At 66.8% G+C, this 16273-nt stretch carries 17 protein-coding genes; 8 read left to right on the top strand and 9 right to left on the bottom strand.

Annotated elements, in window-relative coordinates; all coding sequences use genetic code 11:
• Positions 1–734 (top strand): SDR family NAD(P)-dependent oxidoreductase (locus ACN4E0_RS14605; RefSeq protein WP_419569030.1); only part of this gene is annotated, 734 nt, incomplete at its 5' end.
• A gap of 186 nt (positions 735–920) precedes the next feature.
• Here the strand turns inward: ACN4E0_RS14605 and ung are convergent.
• The gene (ung, locus tag ACN4E0_RS14600) at positions 921–1601 is read right to left on the bottom strand and encodes a uracil-DNA glycosylase (RefSeq protein ID WP_419569027.1); all 681 of its coding nucleotides are present in this window, start codon (positions 1599–1601) and stop codon (positions 921–923) included.
• Positions 1602–1680: 79 nt separating this feature from the next.
• Between ung and ACN4E0_RS14595 the strand changes: the two genes are divergently transcribed.
• From ACN4E0_RS14595 to ACN4E0_RS14585, 3 genes are read left to right on the top strand one after another with little or no spacing between them, the layout of a single operon-like run.
• Positions 1681–2298 carry a ribonuclease D gene (locus ACN4E0_RS14595; RefSeq protein WP_419569025.1) on the top strand — a complete coding sequence of 206 codons (618 nt, stop codon included), beginning with the start codon at positions 1681–1683 and terminating at the stop codon, positions 2296–2298.
• 24 nt (positions 2299–2322) lie between these two features.
• Complete coding sequence (lptC, locus tag ACN4E0_RS14590) at positions 2323–2991, top strand: LPS export ABC transporter periplasmic protein LptC (RefSeq protein WP_419569023.1); 669 nt, start codon at positions 2323–2325, stop codon at positions 2989–2991.
• On the top strand, positions 2991–3542 hold the full coding sequence (locus ACN4E0_RS14585; RefSeq protein ID WP_419569021.1) for an LptA/OstA family protein: 552 nt from the start codon (positions 2991–2993) through the stop codon (positions 3540–3542). The genes lptC and ACN4E0_RS14585 overlap by 1 nt, the downstream gene beginning before the upstream one ends.
• A 7-nt stretch (positions 3543–3549) precedes the next feature.
• Here the strand turns inward: ACN4E0_RS14585 and holA are convergent, their stop codons facing one another.
• The 4 genes from holA to ACN4E0_RS14565 all read right to left on the bottom strand — a co-directional run bounded on the left by holA (position 3550) and on the right by ACN4E0_RS14565 (position 8114).
• Positions 3550–4596 (bottom strand): DNA polymerase III subunit delta, encoded by a 1047-nt coding sequence (holA, locus tag ACN4E0_RS14580; protein WP_419569019.1) that lies wholly within the window; start codon positions 4594–4596, stop codon positions 3550–3552.
• The gene (gene lptE / locus ACN4E0_RS14575) at positions 4593–5081 is read right to left on the bottom strand and encodes an LPS assembly lipoprotein LptE (RefSeq protein WP_419569017.1); all 489 of its coding nucleotides are present in this window, start codon (positions 5079–5081) and stop codon (positions 4593–4595) included. The genes holA and lptE overlap by 4 nt, the downstream gene beginning before the upstream one ends.
• Positions 5081–7600 carry a leucine--tRNA ligase gene (gene leuS, locus ACN4E0_RS14570; RefSeq protein ID WP_419569015.1) on the bottom strand — a complete coding sequence of 840 codons (2520 nt, stop codon included), beginning with the start codon at positions 7598–7600 and terminating at the stop codon, positions 5081–5083. Before leuS ends, lptE begins: the two co-directional genes overlap by 1 nt.
• A 67-nt stretch (positions 7601–7667) precedes the next feature.
• Positions 7668–8114, bottom strand: coding sequence for a DUF3576 domain-containing protein (locus ACN4E0_RS14565; protein ID WP_419569014.1), 447 nt, complete (start codon positions 8112–8114; stop codon positions 7668–7670).
• A gap of 336 nt (positions 8115–8450) precedes the next feature.
• On the opposite strand from ACN4E0_RS14565, the gene ACN4E0_RS14560 reads away from it, so the two are divergent.
• Both ACN4E0_RS14560 and phbB read left to right on the top strand, forming a co-directional pair.
• Positions 8451–9215, top strand: coding sequence for a hypothetical protein (locus ACN4E0_RS14560; protein ID WP_419569012.1), 765 nt, complete (start codon positions 8451–8453; stop codon positions 9213–9215).
• Positions 9216–9329: 114 nt separating this feature from the next.
• Positions 9330–10055: an acetoacetyl-CoA reductase gene (gene phbB / locus ACN4E0_RS14555; protein ID WP_419569011.1), complete on the top strand. Its 726-nt coding sequence runs from the start codon at positions 9330–9332 to the stop codon at positions 10053–10055.
• A 47-nt stretch (positions 10056–10102) separates the two neighbouring features.
• Here the strand turns inward: phbB and ACN4E0_RS14550 are convergent, their stop codons facing one another.
• Entirely contained in the window at positions 10103–10843 is a 741-nt protein-coding gene (locus ACN4E0_RS14550; RefSeq protein WP_419569009.1) for a DUF4019 domain-containing protein, read from the bottom strand.
• A gap of 88 nt (positions 10844–10931) precedes the next feature.
• Here ACN4E0_RS14550 and ACN4E0_RS14545 point away from each other — a divergent pair, with 88 nt between their 5' ends.
• Positions 10932–11192: a ribbon-helix-helix domain-containing protein gene (locus ACN4E0_RS14545; RefSeq protein ID WP_419569007.1), complete on the top strand. Its 261-nt coding sequence runs from the start codon at positions 10932–10934 to the stop codon at positions 11190–11192.
• Positions 11193–11209: 17 nt separating this feature from the next.
• Here the strand turns inward: ACN4E0_RS14545 and ACN4E0_RS14540 are convergent, their stop codons facing one another.
• Together ACN4E0_RS14540 and murA are read right to left on the bottom strand one after the other, a co-directional pair.
• Positions 11210–11431, bottom strand: coding sequence for a hypothetical protein (locus tag ACN4E0_RS14540; RefSeq protein ID WP_419569005.1), 222 nt, complete (start codon positions 11429–11431; stop codon positions 11210–11212).
• A 63-nt stretch (positions 11432–11494) separates the two neighbouring features.
• Positions 11495–12778 carry a UDP-N-acetylglucosamine 1-carboxyvinyltransferase gene (gene murA / locus ACN4E0_RS14535; RefSeq protein WP_419569003.1) on the bottom strand — a complete coding sequence of 428 codons (1284 nt, stop codon included), beginning with the start codon at positions 12776–12778 and terminating at the stop codon, positions 11495–11497.
• A 124-nt stretch (positions 12779–12902) separates the two neighbouring features.
• On the opposite strand from murA, the gene galU reads away from it, so the two are divergent.
• Positions 12903–13793, top strand: coding sequence for a UTP--glucose-1-phosphate uridylyltransferase GalU (galU, locus tag ACN4E0_RS14530; protein ID WP_419569001.1), 891 nt, complete (start codon positions 12903–12905; stop codon positions 13791–13793).
• 13 nt (positions 13794–13806) lie between these two features.
• Here galU and ACN4E0_RS14525 read toward each other — a convergent pair whose 3' ends face one another.
• Positions 13807–16155: a putative bifunctional diguanylate cyclase/phosphodiesterase gene (locus ACN4E0_RS14525; protein WP_419568999.1), complete on the bottom strand. Its 2349-nt coding sequence runs from the start codon at positions 16153–16155 to the stop codon at positions 13807–13809.
• Between the last annotated feature and the right edge of the window lie 118 nt (positions 16156–16273).

Raw genomic sequence — 16273 nt, 5'->3', positions numbered from 1 at the left:
CCGGCGGCAACAGCGGCATCGGCCTGGGCATGGCCGAGGGGCTGGCGGCGGCGGGCGCCGATGTCGCGATCTGGGGCCGCAACGCGGACAAGAACGCCGCCGCGCTGGAGCGACTGAAGGCGCATGGCACGCGGGTCGAGGCGCTGGCGGTCGATGTCGCCGACGAAGCGGCGGTTGTCGATGCAATGGCCGAAAGCCTCGCGCGGCTGGGGCGGATCGACTGCTGCATCGCCAATGCCGGCGTGGGCGGCGGCGCCCCGCTGACCGAGCAGACCACCGAACAGTGGCGCAAGGTCACCACGGTCAATCTCGACGCGGTGTTCTGGACCTTCCGCGAGGCGGCGAAGCACATGGTCGAGCGTGCCGGAAACGGCGACAAGGGCGGATCGCTGCTGGTCACCTCGAGCGTGTCGGCGATCCACGGCGCGCCGCAGAACCAGGCCTATGCCGCGACCAAGGCGGGCGTGCTGGCGATGGTCCGCGGAACCGCGGTCGAACTGGCGCGCCACGGCATTCGCGCCAACGCCGTGCTACCCGGCTGGATCGCCACCGAAATGACCGAGCGGCTGCAGAAATGGGACGCCTTCAACGAAAAGGCGATCGGCCGCGTGCCCATGCGCCGCTGGGGCGAGGGCGAGGATTTCGCCGGCATCGCGGTCTATTTCGCCAGCGATGCGAGCACCTTCCATACCGGCGATTCGGTGGTGATCGACGGCGGCTATTCGATCTTTTGACGACGAATTTTCCTACACGCCGCCGGGGTGGTAGGTGGGCAGTCGGCTCTTTCGCATCGTCGATCCGCCAGAGGCATTTGCCTCCCCCCTCCGTGTCCGTCCGGCGACCGGGCAGACCTCTTTCATTCGCGATATCAGCCGGATGGAGCAAGCGCGCGAAAGTGACGCGGTGTCACCTTCGTCCGCTCATAGCGACCAGTCGATGGGCCCGCGGCCGTGGTCCTCGAGAAAGGCATTGGTGCGGCTGAACGGTTTGCTGCCGAAGAAACCGCGATGCGCGGAGAGCGGGCTGGGGTGCGGGCTCTCGATCACGCAATGCCGCCCGTTCCTGAGCCCCGCGACCCGCTTCGCCTTGGCCTGCGCATGGCTGCCCCAGAGGATGAAGACCGAGGGCGCCTCGCGCGCCGCCACCGCCGCGATGCAGGCATCGGTGATCGCGTCCCAGCCGCGCCCCGCATGGCTCCCCGCATTGCCGGCCTCGACCGTCAGCGTGTTGTTGAGCAGCAGCACGCCCTGCCGCGCCCATTTCGAAAGATCGCCGTGATCGGGCCGCGCGACGCCGAGATCGGCCTCGAGCTCCTTGTAGATATTGACCAGGCTCGGCGGGATCCTGACCCCCTCGGGCACGGCAAAGCACAGGCCCATCGCCTGCCCCGGCCCGTGATAGGGATCCTGCCCGAGGATCACGACCCTGACCTCCTCGAGCGGGGTCAGTTCGAGCGCCTTCAGCCGGCAGCCGCGCGGGGGATAGATCGTCTTGCCGTCGCCTTCCTCGGCGACGAGGAAGCCGCCCAGCCGCCGCGCCTCGGCGCTCGCCAGCACGGGGTCGAGCACGGGCTTCCAGCTTGGCGGCACGCTTTCGGTCATGAGCGCGATTGTAGGGCCTGCCGCGCGAGGGACCAGTCCGCCCTTCCCTACAATCCCCGATGCGCCTAAGGCCTCGCCCATGGCAGTGCATTTCCACGAAGAAGACCTCCCCGCAGGCGTACTCGCCGATGGCCCGGTGGCCGTCGATACCGAAACCATGGGCCTGGTGACGATCCGCGACCGGCTGTGCGTCGTCCAGATCAGCGACGGCAACGGCGACGAGCATCTCGTGCGCTTCGGCCCCGACAGCACTTATGACGCGCCCAACCTCAAGGCGGTGCTGGGCGATCCCGCGCGGCTCAAGCTGTTCCACTTCGCGCGCTTCGACCTCGCCGCGATCGAGCACTACCTCGGCGTGATGGCGACGCCCTGCTATTGTACCAAGATCGCCAGCAAGCTGGTGCGCACCTATACCGACCGCCATGGCCTGAAGATGCTGGTCGAGGAACTGCTCGGCGAGAACATCTCCAAGGCGCAGCAATCGAGCGACTGGGGCGGGCCCGAACTGTCCGATGCGCAGCGCGAATATGCCGCCTCCGACGTGCGCTACCTCCACCGGATGAAGGCGGAACTCGACCGCAGGCTCGAGCGCGAGGGCCGCACCGAACTGGCGCAGGCCTGCTTCGAATTCCTCCCGACGCGGGCACGGCTCGATGTCGCCGGCTGGGCCGACCACGACATCTTCAGCCACATGTAAGGGTCACGCAGGCAGGCAAGCTCCATGGCAACCCGGCAACGCAGGATAGAGACGGCCGAAGCGAAGGAGCGGCGGCACGAGCGCCAGCACTGGGCCGAGCCCGGTGGCTCGCACGACCGCCTCGTCGCCTTTCTCGCGCGCGCCCTGCCGATGGCGGTCGGCGTGCTCGCCGCGCTCATGGTGGTGACCCCGCTGTCCCCTCGCGGCGAAGTCAGCTTCCTGCTCGACCGCAACAAGGTGGCGATCATCAAGGAGCGGCTGCGGGTCGACAATGCGCTCTATCGCGGGGCCGACGACAAGGGCCGCCCCTTCTCGCTGACCGCCGGCGAGGCCGTCCAGCAATCGAGCGCCGAAGGCATCGTGCGGATGAACAATCTGGTCGCGCGGCTGCTGCTCGACGAAGGCCCCGCGCGGATCTCCGCCCGCGCCGGGCAATACGACATCGACGACGAGGTCGTCTCGATCATCGGCCCGATGCACATGGTGGCCGCCGACGGCTACCGCATGCTCGCGCGCGACGTCTCGCTCGACCTGGCCGAAGAGCGCCTCGTCGGGAGCGGCGGCGTCGACGGGGAAATCCCTGCCGGAACCTTCCGCGCCGATCGCTTGACCGCCGATCTCTCGGCGCGCACCATCACCCTGTCGGGCAATGCGCGGCTGCGCATGGTGCCCGGAGAGCTGAGGATGCCCTGATGAAGCCTCTGTTCCACACCATGGCCCGCTGGGGCGTCGGCTCCTTTGCCGTGACCGCTGTCGCCTTCGCCGGCATGCAGCTGTCGGCGCAGGCGATCGCCGGGCACAATTCGAACGCCCCGGTAAGCTATGCCGCGGACCGGATCGAATTGCAGGACCGGCAGAACCGCGTCGTGCTGTCGGGCAATGTCCAGATCACGCAGGCGGGTCTGAACCTCAGCGCGGCGCGCACGATCGTGAACTATACCGACGGCGGCAGCCTCAAGATCCAGCGGATCATGGCGACCGGCGGGGTCAATGTGACGCGCGGCAACGAACGTGCCCGCGGCGATACGGCGGTCTACGACTTCAACCGGCGGATCATCACCATGGCGGGCAATGTCCGCCTCAACCGCGGCGGCGACACGCTCAATGGCGGACGGCTGGTGATCGACCTCGCCAGCGGCGTGTCGAGCGTCGACGGGCGCGCCAGCGGCTCCTCCTCGGTCACCGGGCAAGGGCAGCAGTCGGGCGGACGCGTGACGGGCACCTTCTCGGTTCCCGAGAACTGATCCCGGGCTAGCGCCCCCGCGCCCCCGCCACCCGCGCGATCTCCGCCAGCCCCTGCGCGAGCAGCAGCTCGGCGGCCTGGCTGTTGGTCAGCAATTCCCGGTGGAGCGTCACGAGCCGCTGGGTCAGCCGGTCGAGCTTGTCGCCGTGGCGCCAGAGACCGAACTGCTGGCCGATCTCGCGCTTCTCCTTGAAGAAGATGCCGAGCCGCGCCTCTTCGCCGCGGTCGAGATCGCCGAAGGAGCGCGAGCGCAGCGTCGCGGCGATTCGCGCGAGCTGCGCCGCGCGCCGCTCGAAGGCGAGCAGGACGCCGACCGGATTGAGCCCGAGCTGCTTCATTCGCGCCAGCTCGATCCCGAGCTTGGCCGACTGCCCGCCGAGCACGGCATTGACCAGCGGGGCGAAACCGTCGTCCTCGCTCGCCGCGCCGATCGCGTCGAGGTCTTCCCCGGTCGCGGTCTGCGGGCTCTGCGCGCTGGCATCGAGATAGAGCGCGAGCTTGTCGACCTCGCTCCGGGCCAGGCGTACGTCGAGATTGGCGGCGCGCGCGATCCGCTCGGCGAGATCCCCGCCGAGCCGCACGCCCGCCCCGTCGGCCAGCGCGCGCACGCTCTTGGTCACCGATTGCAGGTCGGGCGGATAGAACATCGCCACCAGCGCATCCTTGCGCTTCTCGAGCAGCTTGGCGGTGCGCGACTTGTCGGTCGCCGAGGTGGCGACGACGACGACCGGGCAGGCCTCGCCCGCCCCCGCATCGCCGGTCTCGACCAGCACCTTGAGCGCCTCGTGCGCCTCGTCGCCGCTGGCACGGATCCAGATGTGGCGCTGGTCCCCGAACAGCGAGGTGGTGCGCGCCTCGTCGCCGAGCTTCGCGGGATCGCTGCGCAGTTCGGCGCCCGACATCTCGACCCGCTCGCCGGGTTCGGGAAGCCAGCTGACGAGATCGTTAGCCGCGGCGCTCGCGCCGGCCTCGTCCTGCCCGCAGAAGAAGAAGATGTCGCAGCCCTGCGCCGCACCGCGCCCCTTGGCCGCGAAATCGCGGTTGGTGAGCTTCACCGTTCGGCGCGCAGCGCCAGCGCAACGCGGGTCACGATCCGCTGGGCGAGGTCCTGCGACAGATTTTCGAGCGCGGTCTGCTCGGCCGCGATGACCGCATATTCGCTCGACACCACGTCGATCCCGGCGTCCGATCCATCGGTCGCGTCGAGCACGATCTCGCCGCTCGCCAGGTCGATCAGCTGGTAGCGCGCGCGCAAGGTGCGACGCTCGCGGCTGATCGTGTCGTCGCGCAGCACGGCAAGCCCTTCGAGCTGGTCGTCGAGCCTGACGTCGATCCGATATTGCGGGCTCACCTGCCCCGCGGCGGCGAAACGTTCCTCGAGCGCACTGCGCACCAGCCAGCCGGCGCGCCCCTCGATCGGTGCGACCTCGATCGCCGCGAGCGATTGCGCCACCGCGCCGCTACCGCCGCCCGCATACATGGGCGAAAGACCGCAGGCCGACAGCAGGGCAAGGGCGAGACTGGCGAAGAGGATGCGCATCAGGTGACGATATTCACCAATCTGTCGGGCACGACAATGACCTTGCGAATTTCCGCGCCGTCGATCGAGCGCTGGACGTTCTCCGATGCCAGCGCCAGCGCCTCGAGCGCCTCCTTCGAGGCACCCTTGGGCGCGGTCAGCGTATCGCGCAGCTTGCCCTTGTGCTGGACCGCGATGGTGACCTCGTCCTCGACCAGCAGCGCCGGATCGACTTCGGGCCATGGCGCGTCGGCGACGAGTCCATCCATGCCCATGGAATGCCACGCCTCTTCGGCGAGGTGCGGCATCATTGGTGCGACGAGCTTGGCGAGGGTTTCGATGGCGGACCTCCGATCCGCGGTGATGTCCGCCTTTTCGGTCGCGCTCACCAGTTCGTAAATGCGTGCAACGGCCTTGTTGAATGCGAGGCCTTCAATGTCCTCGGCGACTGCCGCCACGGTTTGGTGAACCTTGCGGCGAAGTCCCTTGTCCTCGCCTTCGAGCGTCATGTCGCGGTGCTGGGAGAACAGGCGCCACAGGCGATGGACGAAGCGGCTGCAGCCTTCGATCCCGGCTTCGGACCAGGGCAGGTCGCGTTCGGGCGGGCTGTCGGAGAGCATGAACCAGCGCACTGCGTCTGCGCCATAGGTGTCGATGATGGTGTCGGGGTCGACGACGTTCTTCTTCGACTTCGACATCTTGATGACCCGGCCGATCTCGACTTCGCCGCCATCTGCAGTGAGCAGAGCGCGCTCGGCCTCGCGGCTGATCTCGTCGGGCGCGTAATAGACCGTCTTGCCGCCTTCCTTGCGGCTGTAGGTCTCGTGCGTCACCATGCCCTGCGTGAACAGCGAGGCGAAGGGCTCCTTCACCGCGATCTGGCCCATATGCGCGAGCGCACGGGTCCAGAAACGCGCGTACAATAGATGCAATATGGCGTGCTCGATGCCGCCGATATATTGTTCGACTGGCAGCCATTTGGCGACCTCTTCGGGATCGAAGGGACGGTCCGCAGGCTGGCTGGCAAAACGCAGGAAATACCAGCTCGAATCGACGAAGGTGTCGAGCGTGTCGGTCTCGCGCTCGGCCTTGCCGCCGCACTTCGGACAATCGACATGCTTCCATGTCGGATGGCGCAGCAGCGGGTTGCCGGGCGTCTGGAAATCGACGTCCTCGGGCAGCGTGATCGGCAGGCTGTCCTTGGGCGCGGGGACCACGCCGCAGGTCTCGCAATGGATGAAGGGGATCGGCGTGCCCCAGTAGCGCTGGCGGGAAACGCCCCAGTCGCGCAGGCGCCAGACGGTCTTGCCCTCGCCGCGGCCCTGCGCCTCGATGCGCGCGATGATTTCGCGCTTCGCATCCTCGACGCTCATTCCGTCGAGGAAGTCCGAGTTGACGATCACGCCCTCCCCCGCCTCGGCCTCGCCGGCGAAGGGCTTGCCCGCTTCCTCGACGCTCGGCGCGACGACGCGCGGGATCGGCAGGCCGTATTTGGTCGCGAATTCGAAGTCGCGCTGGTCGTGGCCGGGCACCGCCATGATCGCGCCGGTGCCGTAGTCCATCAGCACGAAATTGGCGATGTAGACGGGCAGGTCGGCGCCGGTGAACGGATGCCTGGCGGTGATGCCGGTATCGAAGCCGAGCTTTTCCGCGGTCTCGAGCTCGGCGGCGGTGGTGCCACCCTTCTTACACAGCGCGATGAAATCGCGCGCCGCTTCGCTCTCCAGTGACTGCGCCACCGGATGATCTGCGGCGACCGCGACGAAGCTCGCGCCGAAGATCGTGTCGGGACGCGTGGTATAGACCGGCAGCTTTTCACCGCTCGACAGGTCGAAGGCGAACTCGAGTCCCTGCGACTTGCCGATCCAGTTTTCCTGCATCAGCCGGACCTTGTCGGGCCAGTTCTCGAGAGCGCCGAGCCCGTCGAGCAGTTCCTCGGCGAAGTCGGTGATCTTGAGGAACCACTGGGCGAGCTTGCGCTTCTCGACCTCGGCGCCGCTACGCCAGCCCTTGCCGTCGATCACCTGTTCGTTGGCGAGCACGGTCATGTCGACCGGGTCCCAATTGACCTCGCTCTCCTTGCGGTAGACGAGGCCGGCTTCATACAGGTCGATGAACAGCGCCTGCTCGTGGCCGTAGTAGTCGGGTTCGCAGGTGGCCAGCTCGCGACTCCAGTCGAGCGCGAAGCCGAGGCGCTTCAGCTGCGCCTTCATGTGTTCGATATTGGCGCGCGTCCAGCCCCCGGGGTGGACACCCTTTTCCATCGCCGCGTTTTCCGCCGGCATGCCGAAGGCATCCCAGCCCATCGGATGCAGCACCTCGAATCCGCGCGCCTTCTTGTAGCGCGCCAGCACGTCGCCCATCGTGTAGTTGCGCACATGGCCGATATGGATGCGCCCCGACGGATAGGGAAACATCTCGAGCACGTAGCTCTTGGGCTTTTCGGAATCGCTGTCGGCGCGGAAGGTCTGCGCCTCATCCCACGCATTTTGCCAGCGCGCATCGGCGCCGGCCGGATCGAAACGGGTATCGCTGCTCATAGGCAGCCGCGTTTACGGATTTTGGAGGCTATTGGAAGGCGCTTTTGCCCAGCGCCCTCGGGCCTGGTCAGCTGACCGCCTGGCGCCGCAGTTCGCGCGCCTTGGTCAGGATGATGTCTTCCAGCTTCTGCACCGTGGCCGCCTGGACCGGCGCGTCGACCCAAGACCCGCTCTGGCTGACCTGACGGCTGGCGGCGACGCGCAGCGCATCGGCGCGCAGGTCCGAATCGAGGATGGTGACGGTCATCTTGACCCGCTCGCCCGGATTGCTGGGATTGGCGTACCAGTCGGTGACGATCACCCCGCCATTGCTGTCGGCCTGGAGCAGCGGGGCGAAGCTGACCGCTTCGAGCGCGGCGCGCCAGAGATAGGAATTGACGCCGATGGTGGTGACCTGCGCCGCCGCAAGATCCGCCTTGGGCCGCTCGCGCCCACCGCAGGCGGAAAGGCCGAGCGTTACTGCAATCGCCACGGCAATGGTTGCGGGGCGGCGGAGGTTTACGAGAGCGCTCATGTCGGTCCTTGGTATCCTGCGGGTTTCAAGGCTCTATAATGCCTGCACGCTGCGGAGCAAGGCATACGGCCCACGAGGCCGCAGACAGCCTCTGGAGGGTGAATGCGGGCTTAATCCTGCCAGCGCCCCTGGCGGCCCGCCCCGCAGCTTGTGGAAACTTGGCAACACCTGGCAGCCAATTGCCCCGGCACCTGTGGAAAAGCTGGCCCTGCGCCGAGCGGGTGCTAGTCTGGCTGCAAGAGGACAGGGACTCACCCCACAATCGGGTGGAAGTCAGGAACCGTTCAGCGGTTCTCTGACTTAGAGTTCAAGAGGTATAAGGGAAGCGGGTTGGCAATGGCACGTTCGGTCAAAAGTCAGGGCAAGGCGCGGTTCGCTCCCGCGGCGCTGGCTGTGGCCGGTCTGGCGCTGTCGATTCCCGTGGCCGGCCTCGCGGTGGTCGAAACCGGCTCCGCCACGGAACTGCCCGAAACCGTATCCTACCTGCCCTTTACCCCGCCCAAGGTCGATGCGCGGCTTGCCGCACGCGTTGCCGCGGTGATCGGCGAGGATGGCCTGCGCTTTACCCCGGCGAACAAGTCGCCGCTGTCGAAGGATCGCACGGTGACTGTCGCGGTCCGGGTCGACGATGCCACCGCCCGCGCGATCTCGGTCCGCACGGCGCTGGACGCCACCGGCACTTCCGACAGCCGCGAACGCATTCTCGCGATCAGCCAGACGAGCTACAATCTCGGCGTTGCGCGCGGCTATCAGAGCTTCGCCCAGCCCGCCAAGCCGGAACCGGTGTCGGTCGGCCTGCGCGACATGGGCATGCCCGATCTCGCGAGCTTCGCGCCCGACAAGAGCGAGAGGGCCGAGAAGCCCGGTCGCTTCGGTTCGCGCCTGGCGCTCGAGAAGGAAGAGAGCGCCGGTCGCTCGCCGCGCACCCTGGGTGGCGCGGGAAGCCAGAGCCTCGACCTGAGCACTTCCTATCGCGTGGTCGGCAACGTCAACGTTACCGCAGGTGTCCGCCTGTCGAAGGACGGCAACCGGCTGGCGCCGCTGACCGACGGTGTCGAGGACGACCAGGCCGTTTACGTCGGCACGCGCGTCAGCTTCTAACCCTCCGACAGAATTCGTCTCCCCCCTCGCCCGGTGTGGCGAAAGGGCTTGGCCTGCGCTGCGTAGCTCGCCTAGGTTGCTTGCAACGCTACGGAAAGCTGGGGAGGATCAACGATGGGACGTGTTGCAATCGTAACCGGAGGTACGCGCGGGATCGGTCGCGCCATATGCGAACGGTTGCGCGACGAGCGCGGCTTCACGGTCGTCGCGAACTACGCCGGCAATGACGATGCGGCGCGAAAGTTTTCCGACGAGACCGGTATTCCGACGATCAAGTTCGATGTCGGGGATTACGACGCCGTCCAGGAGGCGTGCAAGACGGTCGAACAGGAGCACGGCCCGGTCGATGTCGTCGTCAACAATGCCGGGATCACCCGCGACGGCACCCTCCTGAAGATGAGCTACGAAGACTGGGATGCCGTGATGCGCACCAATCTGGGCGGCTGCTTCAACATGGCCAAGGCGACTTTCGCCGGCATGAAGGAGCGCGGCTGGGGGCGGATCGTCAATATCGGTTCGATCAATGGGCAGGCAGGCCAGTACGGCCAGGTCAATTACGCCGCCGCCAAGAGCGGTATCCACGGGTTCACCAAGGCGCTGGCGCAGGAAGGCGCACGCTTCGGGATCACCGTCAATGCGATCGCGCCGGGCTATATCGATACCGACATGGTCGCCGCCGTGCCCGAGCCGGTGCTCGAGAAGATCGTCGCCAAAATTCCCGTTGGCCGGCTCGGCAAAGCCGGCGAAATCGCCCGCGGGGTCAGCTTCCTGTGCTCCGAGCACGCCGCTTTCGTCACCGGCTCCACCATGAGCATCAACGGCGGCCAGCACATGTATTGACCGGGGGCAGGCACCGCGACGGACGCGCCGCCGTGCCTGCCGCTCACCTAGTCGATAATATAGGCGACCACGCGCAGATCGTCGCCTTCCCGTTCGAGCGTTACCGTTTCGACGACACCCTTGCGAGTAGCGAAGTCGGTGCGGAACTGGACCTCGCTATAGCCATGCGGCGGCGCGTGCACATCGCGATAGCCGATCGCCTCGCGGGACAGAACCGCGCCGAGCGGGGCACGGGCCTCTTGCGATGCTTTCGTCCAAACATCCAGCGTATTGAGATTGCGGAACTGGCTCCCTGTTGCCGCATAGCTGGCTTCCCAGTCATGCGCGTCGGTCAAGGCGAGCCATGCCCGCGCCGCGTCTTCATTCGCATGGTCGCGGGCGACCCTTTCGGGAGGAGTATCGACGGGCGGTTCATGAGTGGCGCTGGTCGCGGCAAGCGCCAGTACGGCGGCGAGGGCAAGCATGATGAGAACTCCTGCAATGATCCGACGGCGGGCGGGCATGCCCGCCGTCGCCCGGTCATCGTCGGCCCTTTGCTGGAGGTCGGCATCCCCCAATTCCTTGTCCGCAAGATTTTCGTAGGCCGCCCCTTCGCTTTCGAGCAGCAGGCGCGCTGCCTCCCGGCTGCTCGTCACCTCGAGCTTGCGCCGCGCGGCACGCAGGCGCTCGTTGACTGTGTGGACCGAGAGGTCGAGCGCGCTCGCCGCCGACTTGGCATCGTGGCCGCGCCCCATCAGCCGCAGCGTTTCCTTCTCCTTGTCGGTAAGCGCTTCGTACCCCACGGTCATGGCCGAAACCCTAGGCTTGGCTCATTTCATCGCACACCCCAAAAAAATCGTATCGGTGCCGCCGCTGGCGATGTAGGGCGCGCCACCTATGGAAATGCCCCCCTACCATCCGCCCAAAAAATACTCGGTCCGGATCGACGGACACCGCACATCGATCAGCCTCGAGCCGCTGTTCTGGGAAAAGCTCTGCACCGCCGCCGCCGCGCGCGGGCAGTCGATCAACGCGCTGGTCGCCGAGATCGACGCCGAGCGGATCACGGCGGAAACGCCGCCCGGGCTGGCCGGTGCGATCCGCATCTGGCTGGTGTCGCGTGAAAAGAGCGGCTGGATCGCTCCAGCCGCTCACTAAGGCATAAGGCTGCCCGATCAGTAGTTGGCGGGCGGATCGCTCGCCGGGAAGCTTTCGTCGCTTTCCTCGTCGGTCTTGCTCCAGCGGCCGTCGGGCTTGTCCCGCATGGCCTCGGGCCCGGCGTCACGGACCGAGGCGTCGCCCTGGTTGCCGGCGAAGGCCGCTTTGGACTTGTTCTTGTCGAAGAAACGGTAGCCGACATAGCCGAGGCCACCGAGCGCAAGTAGTTTGAGTAGCATGGCGAATTCCTTTCTCGCCAACCCAACGCGCGGGTTGGCGGAAAGGTCCGCCCCGCTCGCCCGCTAGTCGTCGCCCACGCGCTCGATATCCGCACCCACCAGCTGGAGCTTTTCCTCGAGCCGCTCGTAGCCGCGGTCGAGGTGATAAAGGCGGCGCACGGTCGTCTCACCTTCGGCCGCGAGGCCCGCGATCACCAGGCTCATCGAAGCGCGCAGGTCTGTCGCCATCACTTCGGCGCCGGTGAGTTCCACCGGGCCGCGCACGATCGCGGTGCGGCCCTCGGTCTCGATGTCCGCCCCCATGCGCGCGAGTTCGGGAACGTGCATGAAGCGATTCTCGAAGATCGTTTCCTTGAGCACGCTGGTTCCCTCGGCGCGGGCCAGCAGGCTCATCAGCTGCGCCTGCATGTCGGTAGCCAGCCCGGGGAAAGGAGCGGTGGTGAGATTGTGCGCCTTGAGCGGGCCGCGCGCGGCAACATCGATCCCGTGCTTGTCGCTTTCCACCTCGACGCCGATGTTGCGCAGCGCGTGGATGGTCGAACCCATGTCGTCGGCCTTGGCGCCTTCGAGGCGGACCTCGCCGCCGGTGATCGCCGCGGCACAGGCATAGGACCCGGCCTCGATCCGGTCGGGCATGACGCGGTAGGTCGCGCCGTGGAGTCGCTTGACGCCGTGGATCGTCAGTTCCGACGTGCCGATGCCCTCGATCTCGGCGCCCATGGCGACGAGGAGGTTGCACAGGTCGACGATCTCGGGTTCGCGTGCGGCGTTGATCAGCCTGCTGGTGCCCGTGCACAGCACCGCCGCCATCAGCGCATTCTCGGTCGCGCCGACCGAAACCACGGGAAAATCGAATTCGCCGCCGGGCAGGCCGCCGTCGGGCGCGGTAGCCTTCACATAGCCGGCGGCGAGCTCGATATGCGCGCCGAAGGCTTCGAGCGCCTTGAGGTGGAGGTCGATCGGGCGATTGCCGATCGCGCAGCCGCCGGGCAGCGACACGGTCGCCTCGCCCGTGCGTGCCAGCAGCGGGCCGAGCACGAGGATCGAGGCGCGCATCTTGCGCACCAGATCGTAGGGCGCGACCGAACTGGTCAGTCGGGTGGCCTCGAGCGTGACCACGCGTCCGAAATCCTCGGGCCGGTGGCCCTGGATCGTGTGCGCCACCCCGAACTGGCCCATCAGGTGCTGGAAGCCGTCGATATCGGCCAGGCGCGGGAGATTGCGCAGCGTCACCGGCTCTTCGGTCAGCAGCGCACAGGGAATGAGGGTGAGCGCGGCATTCTTCGCACCCGAAATGGGGATCGTTCCCGAAAGGCGGTTGCCGCCACGAATGATGAGCTTGTCCATGCCCTGCCTTTAGCCACGCGCGACGGGCTGGCAAGCGTCATCCATGTGTCACCGGGCCCGTCCAATGGCTTCCCAACCGCCGAAAGATTGACCTGTTCCGGCGCCGGACGTACCGCGAGACACGATGACCCAGCACAAGCCGATCAAAAAAGCCGTCTTTCCCGTCGCCGGGCTGGGGACGCGCTTCCTCCCCGCGACCAAGGCGATCCCCAAGGAGCTCCTCCCGATCGTCGACCGCCCGCTGATCCAGTATGCGGTGGACGAGGCGCGCGAGGCGGGGATCGAGCAGATCATCTTCGTTACCGGGCGCGGCAAGACCGCCATCGTCGAGCATTTCGACGTCGCCTACGAACTCGAACACACGATGGAGGAACGCGGCAAGGACCTCGACGTGCTCGAACCCACGCGCGCCACGCCGGGCGACATCATCACCGTGCGTCAGCAGGTCCCGCTGGGCCTCGGCCACGCGATCTGGTGCGCGCGCGCGATCGTCGGCAACGAACCCTTCGCCATCCTCCTGCCCGACGAACTCATGGTCGCCGCGCAGGGTGGCGGGACCGGCTGCATGAAGCAGATGGTCGAGGCCTACGAACAGGTCGGCGGGAATCTCATCTCGGTGCTCGAAGTTCCGCAGGAAGAGGTGTCGAGCTATGGCGTCATCGCGCCGGGCGCGGCCAGGAGCGACACGCTGACCGAAGTCACCGGCCTGGTCGAAAAGCCCCCGGTGGCCGAGGCGCCGAGCAACAAGATCATCTCGGGCCGCTACATTCTCCAGCCCGAAGTGATGCGCGTGCTCGAGGACCAGGAAAAGGGCGCCGGCGGCGAAATCCAGCTGACCGATGCCATGGCCAAGATGATCGGCAACCAGGCCTTCCACGCCGTCACCTTCGCCGGCCGCCGCTTCGACTGCGGCAGCAAGACCGGCTTCGTCGAGGCGACGCTGGCGCTGGCGCTGGAGCGCGACGACATGGGCGCCGAGGTGCGCGCGATGGCGGAGCGGCTGCTGAAGGCCTGACCCAAGGCGGCGCCTAGGCGCGATACCCCATCGCCGCGCCGACCGTCTTCATCCCGAACTGGCCCGGCCGAACGCTGCTGCCAGCCGATCGCGCAAATCGATCGAGCTGCAGCGTCGTCTCTCGCCTGGCCACACCTTCGACCTGCTCGCCGCACGCGATCGGTCGCGAGATGTAATATCCCTGCCCCGCGGTGCAGCCGATGCCCCCGAGCCATTCGAACTGGTCGGCGGTCTCGATTCCCTCGGCGACCGTCTCCATGTCCAGTTCCTGCGCCAGATTGACGGTTGCCCGGATGATCGCCTGGCAGTCGGGCCGATCCAGCAAATCCATCACGAAACATCGGTCGATCTTGATCGTGTCGAAGGGGAAGCTGCGCAGATAGTTGAGCGATGAATAGCCGGTCCCGAAATCGTCGAGGGCGATCCGCACGCCGAGCGCGCGAAGCCGGTGCAGAGTGCGCACGTTCTCGTCCGTATCGTGCAGCAGCGCGGTTTCGGTGATCTCCAGCTCGACGCGGCCCGGTGCGATCCCGCTGGTGGCGATCGCTCTGGTCAGCACCTCGACGAAGCCTTCCGAGCGGATCTGTACCGGCGAGAGGTTCAGCGCGATCGTCAGCGGCCGTTCCCATCTCGCGGCGGTGCGGATGGCCTCGTTGGCGACCCATTCCCCGATCGCGACCAGCAGGCCGGATTCCTCCGCCAGTCCGATGAATTCGTCGGGCATGACCAGGCCGTGCTCCGGATGATTCCAGCGCAGCAGGGCCTCCATGCCGGTCGGTTCCCCGGTGGCGAAATCGATCTGCGGCTGGAACGCGAGCGAGAATTGATCTTCGGCTAGCGCCTGCCGGAGATCGAGTTCGAGCCCGCGCCGCTTGCGTTCCCTCGCCTGCATTTCGGCGTTGTATTCCTGCCAGAGTCCGCGGCCCTTCTGCTTGGCGGAATAGAGGGCGAGGTCGGCCTGCCGCATCAGCTCTTCGGGTTCGAGCGGCCCGTCGTCGACATGCGCGATCCCGATGCTGGCGGATACCCTGATGACCTTGCCCGCGAGTCGGAAGGGATCGGCGAGACGCCGGATCAAACGGTCGGCGAGATCGCGCGCTTCCCCGGGTGTCGACTTCGGGGCGCAGAGGATAGCGAATTCGTCGCCCCCCAGGCGGACCGGCAAATCGCCCCTGCCGCACTCGCCGGTCATGCGGCGCGCGGCCGCAATCAGCAGGTCGTCGCCCGTGTCGTGGCCCAGAGTGTCGTTGACGATCTTGAACTTGTCGAGATCGATGAACATCAGCGTGCGCGCCGCCCCCGGCCTGGCCACGGACTGCGCGAGATTCTCGTTGAAGCGCAAGCGGTTGGCCAGCCCCGTCAGCGTGTCGTTGCGCGCCATGCGCGACAAGCGCTGTTCGGCCATGACCTCGACCGACACGTCGCTCATCACGCCGCGCATGGACCCGTCGTTCAGCGGCTTGGCCGACACCGACCACCAGGTTTTCCGGCCCTTGCCGGCAACCGGCAGGACGTGGTTGCGAAAGGCCTGCTGGGCGCCGATCATCTCGGCCAGTTCCCGGCGCTCCGCGCCGCGTGCGAACAGGTCCAGCAGCCCCGTCTTCCTCAGTTCGTCCGCAGACCGGCCGGCCGCCTGCGCAAACCGCTCCGAAATTTCCAGAAACCGGCCTGCGGGATTGGTCTCGAACAGCCAGTCGGACGCCGACGCTTCGTATTCGTGCAACAGCAGGCGCACGGTCTGCTCGGACCGTTCGAGCTCGATTTCCTCGATCAGACGCTCGCGATAGAAGCGGGCATGATCGCTCACGCCGAGCAGCACGATGATCCCGTGCAGCCAGACCAGCAGCACGATCGGAACGGCCAGTGTCGGCGGATAGAGCAGGGCGGTTCCGGTCCCTGCCAACATGCAGGCCAGCATCAGCGCCACTGCCGCGGGCTTCAGGTGCCGATATTGCAGCAAGGACGACGACATGATCCCGGCGGCCAGCACGCACAGGATCAGGAATTCGCCGGGCGACCGCGCATTCTGCCACAGGACCACGAAAGCGATCCCCCAATGGGCGCCGCATCCCAGTGCGAGACCCGTGGCGTAGCGAGCGTTTCGCTGGATGTAGGCGGGATCGCTCGACGTCTCGTCGAACTCGAAGGTCTGTATGACGCGCAGCCCGTCGAGAAGCAGCAGGACGGGCACCCAGAAAGCCCAGAACACGGCCTGCTCGGCCCTGGCCAAGAGAGGAACGACGATGAGCGCACTGAGCAGCGTCCCGGCCGCCGCACTGCGAACGTTCGAGATGAAGTCGGACATCTGGCGGATCAGCAGACGATCTTCCAGTCCCAGGTTGGAAGTTCCGGCCGGGTTCATTGTGGTATCCCTGCCGGATCACCTGCCACAACGGCGTTAAGAAAGGTGTATTCGGGGTACGTGAAACTACGATGTGGCGCAGGATTGCTTGCGCCGCCCGGGAGCGGCTAGGCGTGCT

Origin of the sequence: Qipengyuania sp. (assembly GCF_048550555.1) — a bacterium.
Classification (GTDB): Bacteria; Pseudomonadota; Alphaproteobacteria; order Sphingomonadales; family Sphingomonadaceae; genus Qipengyuania.
The sequence above is the reverse complement of the archived record's forward strand: the minus strand, read 5'-3'. Positions and strand labels throughout refer to the sequence as shown.